Raw genomic sequence first — 15,191 nt, forward strand, 5'->3', positions numbered from 1 at the left:
ATCCGACCGGACGCCCCGGATTCAGTTCAGAAAGGTGGTCTGTTGACAGCCACCCAGCTGCCGAGCGTCGCCGCAGCCCGGGGCCGGGCGCGGCGCCGCCGTCGGCCCTCTCCCTCTCGGGCGGCGTTGCCGCTGCTCGCGCCGTTCTGCCTGCTGTTCGGAGTGTTCTTCCTGCTCCCGATCGGCTATGCGGTTCAAGAAAGTCTGTACACGGTGCACCGGTCCGGCCTCGGCTTCGGCACTCCGGAGCGGGTGTTCGCCGGGTTCGACAACTACGCGAAGGTCTTCGACGACGGGGTCTTCCTCACCGGCGTCAGACGGCTCCTGCTGTTCGGCTTCGTCCAAGTCCCGATCATGCTGGGGCTGGCTCTACTGCTCGCGCTCCTCCTCGACGGTGCCGCGGCCCGGTGGAAGCCCTTCTTCCGCCTCGTCTACTTCCTTCCATACGCCGTTCCGGGCGTGATCGCCGCGATCGTCTGGGCCTTCCTGTACACCCCGCAGATCTCCCCGTTCGGCCTCGATCTGCTCGCCGAGGACGTCGTCCTCGGCTCCATCGGCAACATCGTCACCTGGACCTGGACCGGCTTCAACATGCTCGTCATCTACTCCGCGCTCCAGGCGGTCCCGCGCGACATCTACGAGGCCGCCGCGATCGACGGCGCCGGACCGCTGCGCATCGCCTGGCAGATCAAGATCCCCATGGTGCGGCCGAGCCTCGTCCTCACCGCCGTCTTCTCCGTCATCGGCACGCTCCAGCTGTTCAACGAGCCCAGCGTGCTCTCGGACGTTACGACGAGCGTGCCCAAGGACTACACGCCGCTGATGTGGTCGCTCCAGGTCGCCCTCGACCGCAACGACTACGCGCTCGGCTCGGCCATCGCGGTCGTGCTCGCGGTGCTGACCGGCGGGCTGTCCCTGCTGTTCCTGCGGCTCTCGTCGTGGATGACCGCCCGAGGTGCGCGATGACCCGCGCCCGTGTGCTGACCACCGGCTTCCTGTTCGTCGTCGCGACGTACATGCTGCTTCCGCTCTGGTGGCTGATCGTGTCGTCGACCAAGTCCGGTGACGACCTGTACGACGGGTCACTGTGGTTCTCCCACTTGTCCGTCGGCGCCAACATCGACCGGGTGATGTCCCAGGACGCCGGCCTGTATCCGCGCTGGCTGCTCAACACCGCGGTGTACGCGGGCGGCGGCGCGCTCGGTGCGACGCTCCTGGCGGCGATGGCCGGTTACGCGCTGGCCAAGTACCGCTTCCGCGGAGACCGGCTGATCTTCAGCGGGATCATGCTGGCGGTGCTGCTGCCGCTGCCGCTGCTCACCATTCCGATCTACCTGCTTGAGAGCAGGATCGGGCTGCTGAACACCTACTGGGGAGTCCTGCTGCCGTGCATGGTGAGCCCCTTCGGGGTGTTTCTCGCCCGCGCCTACGCCATGGCGGCGGTGCCGGACGAGCTGCTGGACGCCGGGCGCGTCGACGGTGCGAGCGAGCTGCGCCTGTTCGCCGCCGTCGGCCTGCGCCTGATGGCCCCGGCGATGGTGACGCTGTTCCTGTTCCAGTTCGTCGCGATCTGGAACAACTTCTTCCTGCCGATGATGCTGCTCAACGACCAGGAGCTGTGGCCCGTCACGCTCGGCCTGGTGAAGTGGAACAGCATCCGTACCGGCAACCTGCGCGACGCCGTGCTCATGGGGGCGCTGCTGTCACTGATTCCCGTGGTCCTGGCGTTCCTGTCGCTCCAGCGGTTCTGGAAGGCCGACCTCGCCGCCGGGAGCGTCAAGGCCTAGGGGGGAACGGTGGAAGTTCTGCTCGCGGAAAGCGCTCGGAGCGGTCCCCACCCGACGGGTGAACAGCCGGGTGAAGTAGGCGGGGTCGTCGTACCCGGTCCGGCGGGCGACCGCCGCGACCGGCAGGTCGGTGGTGGCCAGCAGCTCCTTGGCCAGGTTCAACCGGATCGTGAGGATGAAGTCCTTCGGGCTGGTGCCTGCTCCCCGCCGGACGGCCTCGCGCAGTTCGGCGGGGGCGAGGCCGAGCCGGCGGGCGTGTTCCGGCACCGACCACGGCTCGACGGCGTCCCGGGTCAGGGCTGCCAGCACCCGGTCGCCGCTCGGGTCGTGCTCGACCCGGGAGTGCAGCAGCGTGACCAGCAGCTCGTGGACGCCCGCCGCTGCCCCGACGTCGGAGTGGGGTCCCCCGTTCCTTATCGCGCCCATGATCTTTCGGACCACCAGCCTGGCCGGTTCGGCGCTGGACAGCGGTGTCACCGGCCGGGACGGATCGATCAGGCCCATTTCCGCGTAGGCCTCCACGGCCGTGCCGGCGAAGTCGACGAAGCATTCCGACCAGCCCGGTTCGTAGGGCCCGTAGTGGTGCTCGACACCGGGGAACAGCCACAGCAAGCACGGGGACTCCACGTCGATCGGGGGCCGTCCCCCGCTGGAGAACCAGCCCGCGCCCGACAGCACGACGACCGCGACGTGATGCCCGAGGGTGCGGGGGCCGACGGCCGGCAGGCGCCCGTGCTGGGCGCCGACGGCCAGGCAGACCATGCCCAGCCGGCGGTGGACCGGGCCGGGCGTCAGATAGCGCCACCAGTGGTCCCAGGGTTCCCGGCCGGGCGCCCAGTCGTCACGCTCCACGGGACGCTTTTCCACCGCCATATTCGAGCCCGACTTCATTTCCATGTCGCCGAAAGATATGACGGGAAGCGTTTTCGGCACCACACTCCAGCCTCATTTGATTTCACCGTTACCAAGAGACACGAAGGAATTTCCTCTGTGCCCAGTTTTGACATCGAGAATGGTTCGTTCCGGCTGGACGGTGCCCCGTTCCGCATCCTGTCAGGGGCGCTGCACTATTTCCGGGTCCATCCAGGGCATGTGCGGCATCGGCTGGAGATGCTGCGCGCCATGGGGCTGAACACCGTGGAGACCTACGTCCCCTGGAACTACCACGAGCCCCGGCCCGGCGCCTTTACCCGCCTGGACGAGCTGGACTTCTTCCTCACCGAGTCGAAGCGGGCCGGGCTCCACGCGATCGTCCGCCCCGGCCCCTACATTTGCGCCGAGTGGGACAACGGCGGGCTGCCCTGGTGGGTGCCTGGCCGGATCCGGACCAGCGATCCGGTCTTTCTGGAGCATGTCGAGCGCTGGTTCGATGTGCTGCTGCCGCTGGTGGCCGAGCATCAGGTCACCCGGGGCGGCAACGTCCTCATGGTGCAGGTGGAGAACGAGTACGGCTCCTACGGCAGCGACCACGCCTACCTCCAGTTCATCGCCGACGTCCTGACCGAGCACGGGATCGACGTTCCGCTGTTCACCGCGGACGGCCCCGAGGACCACATGCTCACCGGCGGCAGCCTGCCGGGCCTGCCGGCCACTGGGACCTTCGGATCACAGCCCGCGCGGCAGCTGGCGGCGCTGCGCCGGCACCGGCCGGACGACCCGGCGATGTGCATGGAGCTGTGGATCGGCTGGTTCGACCACTGGGGCAAGAAGCGGAGCACCCGGTCGGCGCAGGACGCCGCCGACACCCTCGCGGAACTGCTGGCTGCCGGGGCGTCGGTCAACCTCTACATGGCGCACGGCGGCACCAACTTCGGCCTGTGGGCCGGCGCCAACCGGGATCTGGAGACCGGCGAGTACCTGCCGCAGGCCACCTCCTACGACTACGACGCCCCGATCTGCGAACACGGCGCCCCAACCCCGAAGTTCTGGGCGTTCCGCGAGGTCCTCGCCCGGTACCGGGACGAGCCCGCTCCCCCGCCTCCGCCCGCCCCGCCCGTCCTCGCGCCGGTCACTGTGGAGCTGACCGAGTGGGCCTGCCTGGACGCCCTGGCACGGCCGGCGGTGACCCGGCCGACACCGCCGACCTTCGAGGAACTGGGCCTCGGCCAGGGGCTCGTACGCTACCGGGTCGACATACCGGGACCGCGGCAGCCGTACCCTCTGATCATCGACGGCCTGCGGGACCGCGCCCATCTCTCGGTGGACGGTGAACGGGTCGCCACGCTCCACGAGCGGTCCCAGCCCGTCGAGATCGCCGGCCCGGCCCGGGTGGAGCTGCTGGTGGAGTCGCTCGGCCGGGTCGGCTACGGGCCCACACTCGGCGAGGGAAAGGGCATCCTCGGCGGCATCCGGCACGAACGCCAATACCTGCACCAGGTCACCGCGGAGGCGATCCCGCTGGACGACCTGACACCGCTGTCCTTCGCCGACGGCACCGCCACAGCCCCGGCCTTCCTGCGCGGCGTCCTCGAGGTGGCCGAACCGGGCGACGCCTTCCTCGCCCTTCCCGGCTGGAACGCGGGACTCGCCTGGGTCAACGGCTTCTGCCTGGGCCGGTACCGAGCCGAAGGCCCGCAGCGCACCCTCTACCTGCCCGGCCCGCTCCTGCGCCCCGGCCGCAATGAGCTGATCGTCCTCGAGCTGGACCGCGTCCCCTCCACCCCGCACGTCGAGCTCCGCGACCAGCCGGAGCTCGGTGACTGATCCATCCGTCCCCATACAAGGGAGGAAACCATGCGTCACCCTCTGTCCCGGCGTCAGGCCCTCGCCCTGGCCGGCCTGACCGGCGCGGGCGCCGTCCTCGGCGTGAGCGGTCGCGCGGCTGCCGACACGACCTGGACGACCGTCTCCCACCGCGGCATCCGTCCCGACGACACCAACGGCACCACCGGCCTGGCCAACCCCTCGCGCGGCTTCCGCTACGAGATGTCCTACAACGCCTCGGACCTGACCAGCCCCTGGCCGCACGAGTCCGGCTTCGCCGGGGACTCCGCGAAGGCGCTGGGCCTGCTCGAGGCCAAGTACGGCGCCGGCGCCAGAGTCACCCAGCTCTACTTCTACCTGTGGGACTACGCCACGACCACGATCCCCTCCAGCGCCCTGGCCAACATCCAGAAGATCTTCGACGGCCTTCGCTCCAAGGGCTACCAGGCCGTCCTGCGCTTCTGCTACGACGACGACGTCCGGTCCCGGCGGCCCTACACGGTGCAGGACATCCAGCGGCACATCACCCAGCTCGCGCCGATCGTCGCCGCCAACCGCGACGTGATCGCGGTCTGGCAGGCCGGCTTCGTCGGCGCCTGGGGCGAGTGGGGCCCCAACTACTACAACCACCAGAACTGGCCCGACGCCACGACGGCCATCATGACCAGCCTGGTCGACGCGCTTCCCGCCGGCATGGACACGCAGATGCGCTACCCGTGGCTGCGGGACAGCATCACCACCTCCAGCGTCAAGTCCAGGGTCGGCCTCCACAACGACTTCTTCACCCTTGGCGGCGGATGTTGTGAGTACTACGTGCCGTCCAACCAATGGTGGTCCACCTACCTGGAGGTCACCCCTACCCACACGATGGACGGCGAGATGCCCTGGGACAAGGGGCAGAGCGCCGACCCGAACGCCTGGAGCACGCCGATCGACGGCCTGAACGCGGCCAAACGACTGCAGACTCTGCGCTTCGACACCCTGTCCCAGGTCCACAACGCGACCGTGACGATCCCCGCCTGGAGGACGACCACCCTCACCAAGGCCCAGGCCACAGCGGCCAAGCTGCCGGTCTCCGACGGCTACTTCACCGACTCCTCCGGCAACTCCGTCCCCCGGACCTACTTCGACTACATCCGCGACCACCTCGGCTACCGCATCGAGGTCCAGCAAGCGCGCTACGCCAAGCTCCCATCCGGCCTGTCCGTCCAGGTCGACCTGGTCAACCGGGGCTTCGCCGCACCCAAGAATCCCAGGGTCGCCCGGCTGGCCCTGCTCAACCGGTTCGGCCAGACGGTCAGCACGGTCGACACCGGCGCCGACTGGCGCACCTGGCTTCCCGGCCCCCGCTCGGAGACGAGTGAGCCCGCAGCTGCCCCGGCGACCCAGACCATCACTGGCACCCTCCCCCTGCCCGCCACTCCGGGCACCTACTTCCTAGCCCTGCTGCTGCCCCACCCGACCACCTCCGCCGCGGCCTACGCGGTCCGCTGCGCCAACGCCAGCGTCTGGTTCCTGGCGTTCGTGAAGGGCGAGAACGTGCTGGCCACCATCACCCTGTGATCCACGAGAAGACGGCGTCCGGTCCGGTGACCGGACCGTCGTCGCCCGCGGCAGTCGGCGTCGGGTCATGAGCCGGTGGTGCCGGGTGACGGGGGAAACATCCCTACCGTTGTGCCCCCTTGTCCCTGCCGCGCTCTGTCCGAGCGACCCCGGCCAGGCGAGGGCGTGCCTGGCCGGGTCCTCGGCCTCAGCCGGTCGTGAGCATCCGGGCCTTGCTTGGCACCCGTTGAGCGTCGCGCGCGAAGAGCATGTACGTCCCTGGCAGGGCGATGCCCGGGTCAGCCGGCATGTCGACCAGGTACGAGGTACCGGCGGTAGCCCGGAACCGCAGTGGCAGGCGCCGCTGGTCGTTGTCTGGGGAGTAAGTCGCTGCACCGGCGCGTACGAGGGCGAAGGATGTGACGGCGACTGTCCCGGCCGCCGAGCGTGACTCAGCTCCCTGGATCCGTGGTCGAGAACCTGCGGCCTGGGCCGCGCGGCCGGGGCATGCGCACGACCGTGGCATCGGTGGCGTCCTCCTGCTCACGGCGAAGGTTCTCCACCTCGATCGACGGTTCTACCGTGGTGCGGCGCAGGAATGCAGTCAACTGCTGTTCTGCTGCCAGCTGTTGCTTCGTCTCCTTCAGCTCCTCGACCACGGCGGCATATCGCTCGGCGAGCTCCTGGGCGGCTGTGGGCACTCTCTCTTGCGCCTTGGCCCTGAGCCGGAACTCGTCGACCAGGTCCTGGTGCTGTGGATAGACCACGTCACGGCGCAGCCCGGACTCGACGATCAGTTCCTCTCGACAGCCCGCGGTCTCGTATCGCCACACGCAGGTCATTCCCAGTCCGTGGTGGATGTCGGGATGCTTGCTGGCCAGCAGGCGTTGGGCGTTGTCCGCCTGGTTTACGACTCGGCCCGCGAAGACGGCCGCGGCCTTCCGTATCCTGCGCCGGTACTCCTGTGCGGAGGGCCCGCTGACATGTTCGCCTTCGTCGAGTGCCCTCGGACCCTTGTGCGACATCCGTTCGGACCCGCCCCACCTGCGCAAACACCGGGCACCCTCGGTTCAGCCCGGCACCGTGGCACGCGGAAGCCCCGCCCCCGCGAGAGCGGGAACGGGGCTCCATCGTGCGTGCGGGCCGTCAGCCGATCTGCGCTCCGAACGTCGAGAGCGCCTCGGTGACCGGCTGGAAGAAGGTCTCGCCACCCGAGGTGCAGTCGCCGCTGCCGCCGGAGGTGAGGCCGATCGCCGTGTCGCCGTCGAACAGCGAGCCGCCGCTGTCACCGGGCTCGGCGCAGACGTCGGTCTGGATGAGTCCATTGACGATGTCGCCGTTGCCGTAGTTCACGGTGGCGTCCAGGCCGGTGACCGTGCCGTCGTGCACCTGGGTCGTCGAACCGCTGCGGGTCACCTTCTCGCCGACGGTCGCTTCGCCCGCCTTGGTGATCTTCTGCGTGGAGCCGTTGTAGAGGTCGACCTCGCTCGGGTGGTCGACGCTCCCCGTGTACTTGACCAGGCCGAAGTCGTTGTCCGGGAAGCTGGACTGCTCGTTCGTGCCGATCTCGTTGCCGCTGGAGTCCGACCAGGTGGAGATCGCCTCGGTGCAGTGCCCGGCGGTGATGAAGTACGGCTGCCCGTCCTTGACCACGTTGAAGCCGAGCGAGCAGCGCCCGCCGGAGCCGGTGATGGCGTCGCCGCCCGCGATGAAGGGCTTGAACTCCCCCTTCGTGCGCTGGAGTTCGGCCTTGGCGCCGAGACCGTCGACGACCTTGGTCAGCTTCTCCAGAGCGGCACCCTTGACCGTACGGTCGGCGGTGACGACAACCTTGTTGGTCGCCGGGTCGGTCGCCCAGGACGTGCCGGGGATGGTCGCGTCCTGCTTGAGCGTCGTACGGGCGCTCTTCAGCTCGGCGAGGGAGTTCTCGACGATTCTGGCCTTGGCGCCGGCCGCCGCGACGGTCTTGGCCGCGGTCTCGTCGAGCACGTTGACGACGAGGTGCTGGGACTTCGCGTCGTAGTACGTTCCCGCCGCGTCGGCGCCCAGGTCCTTGCCGAGGGTCGAGGCGAGCTTTCCGGCCGCCGTGATCGAAAGGGTCTGCGGCGCGGGCGTCTTCGGGGTCTCGCTCGCGTTCGCAGTCTGGAAGGTCACTCCCGCGACGACGAGTGCGGCGATGCCCGCACCCGTCATGACGACACGCCTCTTGGGTATGCGTCGGTGCTTCAACTCACGTCCTCCTGTGGGGGGTCGGTCCGGGAGGTTGTGGGGACCTCCGGGACCGGAAGGCGTACGGACATGGACCCGACGCACGACAAAAAGCTGCGTCAAAACGCGTCAGGTCGCGTCCATGTCAGTTGTTCGCGGCCCACTATCCCGAGGTACACAGGGGGCACACAAGGTCGACTTCAGGACGCGCGTACTACAACAGGCGTGCGCCCCCTACGCTTTGACTGTGTGTCGTCGCACCACGTCGGTTCCCTGTGCAAACACTGCGTGCGCGTGACCGCCATACAGTCCGTGAGGTCCAGTCCTGTCTGGTTTTCGACCCCTAGGGGTTCTGATCCAAGGAGACGTCCAGGGAGGGCAGTTGCTCCTGCACCGGTTGCTGCACCGCGGGCGGCTCCTGAACCGGCCCCGGCTGGGCCTGCGCCGCCCGCTCCAGGAACCGCAGCAGCTCCACCGGGAAGGGCAGCACGAGCGTGGAGTTCTTCTCGGCCGCGACCGCCACCACGGTCTGCAGCAGCCGCAGTTGCAGCGCGGCGGGCTGGTCGGACATCACCCCGGCGGCCTCGGCCAGCTTCTTGGAGGCCTGCAGCTCCGCGTCCGCGTTGATGACCCGGGCCCGCCGCTCGCGGTCGGCCTCGGCCTGCCGGGCCATCGACCGCTTCATCGTCTCCGGCAGCGACACGTCCTTGATCTCGACCCGGTCGATCTGCACACCCCAGCCCATGGCCGGGCTGTCGATCATCAGCTCCAGGCCCTGGTTGAGCTTCTCGCGGTTGGACAACAGGTCATCCAGGTCGCTCTTGCCGATGATGGACCGCAGCGAGGTCTGCGCCATCTGCGAGACCGCGAAACGGTAGTCCTCGACCTGGATGATCGCGTCGGCCGCGTCCACCACCTTGAAGTAGACGACCGCGTCGACCCGCACCGTCACGTTGTCCCGCGTGATCCCCTCCTGCGCGGGCACCGGCATCGTCACGATCTGCATGTTGACCTTACGGAGCCGGTCGACGAAGGGCACGATCATGGTGAACCCGGGTCCGCGCACCTCCGAGCGCAGCCTGCCCAGGCGCAACACCACGCCCCGTTCGTACTGTTTGACGACACGAGCCCCGGCCATCACATAGACCAGCCCCACGGACGCGACGGAGACTCCCGCCGCCACCAGCTCCTCGACCATCACGGCCCCCAGGGTCCGAAGTGGCGCATCAGGCGTGTACAGCGTGTACGTCGACGGTAACTCCGTCACCTGGACAAGGGCGAGCCCCCGCACGACAGTTGCGTGCGGGGGCTCGCCTGCTGCTGGCTGCAGGTCTGGCCGTGCGGGTGTCTCTGTGGTGCGTGCCCGTCAGTAGACGCTGACGCCGTAGGCGCTCAGGGCCTCGGTGACCGGCTGGAAGAAGGTCGTACCGCCGGAGGAGCAGTTGCCACTGCCGCCCGAGGTCAGACCGTAGGCGATGCCGCTGTTGGAGTAGAGCGGGCCGCCGGAGTCGCCGGGCTCGGCGCAGACCGTGGTCTGGATCATGCCGTAGACGATGTCACCGCCGCCGTAGTTGACGGTCGCGTTGAGCGCGGTGACCCGGCCGCTGTGGATGCCGGTGGTGGAGCCGCGGCGGTAGACCGTGGTGCCCACGGACGGGGTGGCCGCGCTGGTGATGTCCACGCTGCCGACGGTGCCCGACTTCGTGACGGAGGTGTTGGTGTAGCGCACCAGGCCGTAGTCGTTGGTCGGGAAGCTGGAGCCCGCCGTGGTGCCGAGCGTCGTGCTGTGACTCGAGTTGGACCACCAAGTGCCCGCGCCGTCGGTGCAGTGACCGGCGGTCAGGAAGTAGTACGTGGAGCCGCTGCGGACGTTGAAGCCGAGCGAGCAGCGCCAGCTACTCGCATAGATGGCGTCGCCGCCTGAGATCAGCTTGTTGAACTTGCCCGGGGTGTGCTTGATCTGGAGGGCGCCCGCGTTGGTGCCCGCGGCCTTCTTGATCTCCGCGATCTCCGCCTTGGAGACGGTGCTGTCGACGGTGACGACGACCTTGTTGGTCTTGGTGTCGGTCACCCAAGCGGTACCCGGCACATCTGCCTTGAGCACCGAAGAGTTGACACTCTTCAGCTGCGATGCGCTGAACGTCTGCGCGTCACTCGCATTCGCGTTGGGGATGGTGACGGCGGCCGCGGCCACGAGTCCGGTGGTCACGGCGATCAGCCGGGTCCGTCTCGCTATGCCGCTGCGGGGGGTGGTGCGCTTGATCCTCACTTTTTCGTTCCTCCCATGGGGAAGTCGGGGGCCCGCGTGGGGTCGGGGCCCGTGAGGCGCAGCCAAGGCGCCCGTCCGGATTCCGGACAAGCCGTGCCCCTTGACAAGCGCTGTGGGGGAGTATTCGGCTGCACGGCCGACCGGCGCAAGGGCGCCTTTCGGCCGTGCAGCGTTCAACTGACGTACTCCGCACGGAGGTTGATCTTGCCGTGCGGGCCTGGGGCCGGCCTAGTAGATGCTCACCCCGTACGCACTGAGCGCCTCGGTCACCGGCTGGTAGAACGTCGTGCCGCCGGTCCGGCAGTCGCCGCTGCCGCCCGAGGTGATGCCGATCGCCTTGGTGCCGTCGTACAGCGGACCGCCCGAATCGCCGGGCTCCGCGCAGACGTTGGTCTGGATCATGCCGCTCACCGTGCCGCCGCCCTGGTAGTGGACCGTGACGTTCAGCGCGGTGACGGTTCCGCTGTGGGTGCCGCTGGTCGAGCCGGTGCGCTTGACCGACTCGCCCACAGAGGCGTTGGCCGCGCTGTAGCCGCCGGGGTGGCTGAGCGCGGTGTTGTCGTAGCGCACGAGCGCGTAGTCGTTGCCGGGGAAGCTGTAGCCGATGGTCGGGCCGATCAGTGTGTTGTGCGCCTGGTCGGTGTACCAGGTCTTGGCCACCTTGCCGCAGTGACCCGCGGTCAGGAAGTAGTACGTGCTGCCGCTGACCACGTTGAAGCCGAGCGAGCAGCGGTACTGGCCGCCGTAGATGGCGTCGCCGGCGGAGAGCAGCGGACTGAAGACGCCCGCGGAGCGCTGGACTCTGAGGGCGCTCGCGTCGGCGCCCGCGGCCTTCTTGATCTGCGCGATCTCCGCCTTGGAGACCGTGCTGTCCGCGGTGACGACGACGCGGCCCGAGGCCTGGTCGACATACCAGGCGGTGCCGCCGACCGAGGCGCTCTCCACGGCGTCCTCGACCTGGGCGAGCCGGGTGGCACTGGGGGCACTGGGGCTCGTGGCCGCGGCCGCCCCGGCGCCGGGCAGGGCGACCACGGTGGTGGCGACGAGTCCGGCGGCGACGGCGAGCAGTCGGGTGCGCTTGATCCTCACTGATCCTCCTCGTGGGAAGCGGAAGGCCCTACGGGGTGGGGGCCCGTGAGACGCTGCCGAGAATGGCGTGTTCCTGACATGCACCGCTGCGAGGATGACGCCGGACCCGGTCGCGCACAAGAGACGCACAGCAACGGAAACGGGATGGGCACACCAACGCAACGCGCGCACCGACGGTGGTGCACCGTCGGCGCGCGCGTCTGATCAGAACGGGATCACGCCCCGCCGACCGGGGTTCGGGCCCGGTTCCGCCGATCGGGGGTCAGGCCAGGTTCCGCCGATCGGCGGTCAGGCCAGGTTCCGCTCCCCCGCCTCGATCGCGACGCCCAGCGTGTTCCCGGGTGGCGGGAACGGGCAGATGAAGTGGTCCGCGAAGGCGCACGGAGGCAGCAGCGCCCGGTTGAAGTCCACCGTCGTACGCCCCTCGGCGTCGGGCGCCGCGGGGCGCAGGAACCGGAAGCGGTAACTGCTGTCCCCGCTGGTGGTGTCGGCGAACACGGCCCACAGCGAGCCGTCGCTCTCGACCGACACCTGGAGCGTGAGGTCCTCTCCGTCCAGGGTGAAGGCGAGGACGCCGCCGAGCCCGAGGCCGCGGGCGACTCCGTCGGCGTTCTCGACGCGTACGGTGCGGTCCTCGCCGTACGGCGTGAAGTGCCCCGGCACCGACCAGCGTGGATCGTACGGGGTCGCCTCGATGCCCTGGAAGGCCTCCCGCGCGGGTGCGGCGGGGTCGTAGTCGCGTACGCCCCAGATCCCTTCGCGCACGAGGACGACGAACCGCCGCTCCCCGCGCCCGACACGGGCTCCGGCCGCCGGTCCGAGTTCGGCGTCGAGCACTTCCTCGCCGGTGAAGGGCTCTCCGTCGACGGTGAGTCCGTCCTCGGCCGTCGCCTTCAGGGCGACGGCGTCGTCCTTGACGGTCCAGTACCCGGGGATTTCCGGAAGTCGCCCGTCCGGATAGTCCTCGATCCAGTGCGTGCCCGTGAGCGCGAGCGGTCCGTAGGGCGCGGACACCGTCTCGATGCGGTGCTCGTGCCAGTGCTTCCAGTCCTCGGATGCTTCCGTCGTCATGTGATCAACCCTTCCATACGGGCTCCGGCAACCCGAGGTGTGAGCGCAACGTCGTGCCCGTGTATTCCGTGCGGAACACGCCGCGCTCCTGGAGCAGGGGCACCACCCGGTCCACGAACTCGTCGAGTCCGCCGGGTGTCAGATGCGGTACGAGGATGAAGCCGTCGGCGGCGTCCGTCCGGACGAACTCGTCCAGCTCGGCGGCGACCGCCTCGGGGGTGCCGATGAAGGACTGCCGCCCACTCGCCTCGATGACGGTCTGTCGGATGGACAGGCCCTTCTCGCGCGACAGGGTCCGCCATTTCTCGGCGACCGCGAGGGGGTCACCGACGCGCACCCTGCCCTGCACCAGGGTCGACTCGGGTTCCGGGTCGATGTCGGGGAGGGGGCCGTCGGGGTCGTACGAGGAGAGGTCGACGCCCCAGATCTGCTCCAGGGTGAGGATCGCGTTCTGCGGCGAGATCTGCTGCCGCCTGATCTCGGCGGCCCGCTCCTGCGCCTCGGCGGCCGTGTCGCCGAGCACGAAGGTGACCCCGGGCATGATCTTCAGGTCCTCGGGCGCCCGCCCGTACCGTGCCAGCCGCCCCTTCACATCGGCGTAGAACTCCCGGCCCGCCTCCAAGGTCCCGTGCCGCGTGAAGATGACGTCGGCGGCGGACGCGGCGAACTCCCGTCCCTCCCCCGAGTCCCCGGCCTGGATGACCACCGGGTGACCCTGCGGCGAGCGCGGCACGGTGAACTCGCCCGCGATGTCGAAGTGCCGGCCCCGGTGCGCGAAGGGGCGAGGAAGGCCATCAGGTGTCCAGGAGTCCCACAGCTCCCGTGCCGTGGCGACGAATTCGGCTGCGCGGGTGTAGCGATCGGCGCGCTCAAGATAGCCGCCGCGCCGGAAGTTCTCCCCGGTGAACGCGTCCGGCGACGTCACCACGTTCCAGGCCGCCCGGCCCCCGCTGAGATGGTCCAACGTGGCGAGCCGGCGGGCGAGTTCGTACGGCTCGTTGAAGGTCGCGTTGACCGTGGCGGCGAGCCCCAGCCGCTCGGTGACGGCCGCGAGGGCGCTGAGGACGGTGAGGGATTCCGGACGCCCGACGACGTCGAGGTCGTGGATACGTCCCTTGTGCTCGCGCAGCCGCAACCCCTCGGCGAGGAAGAAGAAGTCGAACAGACCGCGTTCGGCGGTGCGCGCGAGGTGCTCGAAGGAGGCGAAGTCGATCTGGGACTTCGAGCGCGTGTCGGTCCAGACAGTGGTGTTGTTGACGCCCGGGAAGTGGGCCGCCAGGTGAATGTGTTTGCGAGGCCGTACGGTCATGACGCTCCCCCTGCCACGGCGTACTGGTTGACGGGCCGGGCGAGCCCCAGGTGCTCCCTGAGCGTGCTGCCCGGATAGAAGGTGCGGAACAGACCGCGGTGCTGGAGCAGCGCGACCGTTCCGTTGACGAGCCGCTCCAGGTCACGGCGCGGTTGGACGGGCGTGAGATGGAAGCCGTCGACGGCGTCGGCGCTGTGCCAGGCGGCGATCAGCTCGGCGAGGTCGACGGGGCCGCCCCGGTACAGCGGGCCCTGCGCGGTCTGCCGCGGGCCACCACCGCCGTGGCCCGGATCGGCCGCTTGCTCGCCGTCACCGAGGTCGACCGTGAGAGCGGCGAGGACCCGCAGACCGTCGGGGTCACGCCCGAACTGGGCCGCCGCATCCCGCAGTTCGGCCCGTACGGCACGTGCCTGGGCCGGGCCCGTGACCCGGACGAGCGCCACATCGGCGTAGCGGGCCGCGGTCCGCCGGGCGTGCCCCTCGGTCGCGTCGACGACCCGTACGGGATGGCCCTGCGGGGGCCGCGGCACGATCGACGGGCCCTTGACGGAGAAGGTGGCGCCCTCGAAGTCGACGTAGTGCAGCTTGTCCCGGTCGATGAAACGGCCCGTCGTCTCGTCGCGTATCTCGGCGTCGTCCTCCCAGCTGTCCCAGAGCCGGGCGGCCACGTCGGCGACGTCCCCGGCCTCCTGCCACAGCGCGTCGGCGGGTGCGGCGTGGCGCCGGCCGAACAGGCGGGCCTCGCCCTCGGTCGTCGACACGTCGATGTGCCAGCCGGCCCGGCCGCGGCTGACCCAGTCGAGGGTCGCGACGGCCGCCTGGACGTGAAAGGGCTCGGTGTGTGTGGTGGTGACGGTCGGCACGAGACCGATGCGGCCGGTGGCGGGCGCGACCCGGGAGAGCACGGCGAGCGCGTCGAGCCCGGGCCGCGCGAAGGAGTCGCCGAGCGTCACGAAGTCGAGCGCGCCGCGCTCCGCGAGCTGTGTCAGCTCCACGTACGAGGCGGCGTCGTAAGCCGCCTGCTGATCGATGGCGGCGGCCAGGTGCAGGAGCGCCCGGCCGTGCGGTGCGGTCATTGCGGAAGACCTTTCGGTGGGGGCGGATGGGGTGCCGCCGGGGGTGGGGCGGGGGCCCGTGCGGGTTCGCCTGCCGGCCGGTGGGTGGGGCGGGGGCCCGTGCGGGTTCGCCTGCCGGCCGGTGGGTGGGGCGGGGC

At 69.6% G+C, this 15,191-nt stretch carries 14 protein-coding genes; 4 read left to right on the forward strand and 10 right to left on the reverse strand.

Going from position 1 to position 15,191, the window contains the following annotated elements; genetic code table 11:
• Positions 1 to 42 precede the first annotated feature (42 nt).
• The gene (locus ACFY0T_RS43070; protein ID WP_388883871.1) at positions 43 to 966 is read left to right on the forward strand and encodes a carbohydrate ABC transporter permease; all 924 of its coding nucleotides are present in this window, start codon (positions 43 to 45) and stop codon (positions 964 to 966) included.
• Positions 963 to 1,787: a carbohydrate ABC transporter permease gene (locus ACFY0T_RS43075; RefSeq protein ID WP_388883873.1), complete on the forward strand. Its 825-nt coding sequence runs from the start codon at positions 963 to 965 to the stop codon at positions 1,785 to 1,787. Before ACFY0T_RS43070 ends, ACFY0T_RS43075 begins: the two co-directional genes overlap by 4 nt.
• Here the strand turns inward: ACFY0T_RS43075 and ACFY0T_RS43080 are convergent.
• Entirely contained in the window at positions 1,704 to 2,549 is an 846-nt protein-coding gene (locus ACFY0T_RS43080) for an AraC family transcriptional regulator (protein ID WP_388883992.1), read from the reverse strand. The genes ACFY0T_RS43075 and ACFY0T_RS43080 overlap by 84 nt on opposite strands.
• A gap of 228 nt (positions 2,550 to 2,777) precedes the next feature.
• On the opposite strand from ACFY0T_RS43080, the gene ACFY0T_RS43085 reads away from it, so the two are divergent.
• Positions 2,778 to 4,490: a beta-galactosidase family protein gene (locus tag ACFY0T_RS43085; RefSeq protein WP_388883875.1), complete on the forward strand. Its 1,713-nt coding sequence runs from the start codon at positions 2,778 to 2,780 to the stop codon at positions 4,488 to 4,490.
• Between the two features lie 30 nt (positions 4,491 to 4,520).
• Positions 4,521 to 6,053, forward strand: coding sequence for a DUF4874 domain-containing protein (locus ACFY0T_RS43090; RefSeq protein WP_388883877.1), 1,533 nt, complete (start codon positions 4,521 to 4,523; stop codon positions 6,051 to 6,053).
• A 187-nt stretch (positions 6,054 to 6,240) separates the two neighbouring features.
• On the opposite strand, the gene ACFY0T_RS43095 is transcribed toward ACFY0T_RS43090, so the two are convergent.
• From ACFY0T_RS43095 to ACFY0T_RS43135, 9 genes are all read right to left on the reverse strand, one after another.
• The gene (locus tag ACFY0T_RS43095) at positions 6,241 to 6,558 is read right to left on the reverse strand and encodes a galactose oxidase early set domain-containing protein (protein ID WP_388883879.1); all 318 of its coding nucleotides are present in this window, start codon (positions 6,556 to 6,558) and stop codon (positions 6,241 to 6,243) included.
• The gene (locus ACFY0T_RS43100; RefSeq protein WP_388883881.1) at positions 6,485 to 7,057 is read right to left on the reverse strand and encodes a hypothetical protein; all 573 of its coding nucleotides are present in this window, start codon (positions 7,055 to 7,057) and stop codon (positions 6,485 to 6,487) included. The genes ACFY0T_RS43095 and ACFY0T_RS43100 overlap by 74 nt, the downstream gene beginning before the upstream one ends.
• Positions 7,058 to 7,178: 121 nt before the next feature.
• Entirely contained in the window at positions 7,179 to 8,261 is a 1,083-nt protein-coding gene (locus ACFY0T_RS43105; protein ID WP_388883883.1) for a S1 family peptidase, read from the reverse strand.
• 322 nt (positions 8,262 to 8,583) lie between these two features.
• Positions 8,584 to 9,438 (reverse strand): slipin family protein, encoded by an 855-nt coding sequence (locus ACFY0T_RS43110; RefSeq protein ID WP_388883994.1) that lies wholly within the window; start codon positions 9,436 to 9,438, stop codon positions 8,584 to 8,586.
• Positions 9,439 to 9,606: 168 nt separating this feature from the next.
• Positions 9,607 to 10,509 (reverse strand): S1 family peptidase, encoded by a 903-nt coding sequence (locus ACFY0T_RS43115; RefSeq protein ID WP_388883885.1) that lies wholly within the window; start codon positions 10,507 to 10,509, stop codon positions 9,607 to 9,609.
• 228 nt (positions 10,510 to 10,737) lie between these two features.
• Positions 10,738 to 11,598: a S1 family peptidase gene (locus ACFY0T_RS43120; protein WP_388883887.1), complete on the reverse strand. Its 861-nt coding sequence runs from the start codon at positions 11,596 to 11,598 to the stop codon at positions 10,738 to 10,740.
• 288 nt (positions 11,599 to 11,886) lie between these two features.
• On the reverse strand, positions 11,887 to 12,669 hold the full coding sequence (locus ACFY0T_RS43125; protein WP_388883889.1) for a DUF1684 domain-containing protein: 783 nt from the start codon (positions 12,667 to 12,669) through the stop codon (positions 11,887 to 11,889).
• 4 nt (positions 12,670 to 12,673) lie between these two features.
• On the reverse strand, positions 12,674 to 13,978 hold the full coding sequence (locus ACFY0T_RS43130) for an NtaA/DmoA family FMN-dependent monooxygenase (protein ID WP_388883891.1): 1,305 nt from the start codon (positions 13,976 to 13,978) through the stop codon (positions 12,674 to 12,676).
• Positions 13,975 to 15,054, reverse strand: coding sequence for an LLM class flavin-dependent oxidoreductase (locus ACFY0T_RS43135; protein ID WP_388883893.1), 1,080 nt, complete (start codon positions 15,052 to 15,054; stop codon positions 13,975 to 13,977). Before ACFY0T_RS43135 ends, ACFY0T_RS43130 begins: the two co-directional genes overlap by 4 nt.
• Positions 15,055 to 15,191: the final 137 nt, after the last annotated feature.

This window comes from Streptomyces sp. NPDC001530 (genome assembly GCF_042894545.1).
Taxonomy (GTDB): domain Bacteria; phylum Actinomycetota; class Actinomycetes; order Streptomycetales; family Streptomycetaceae; genus Streptomyces.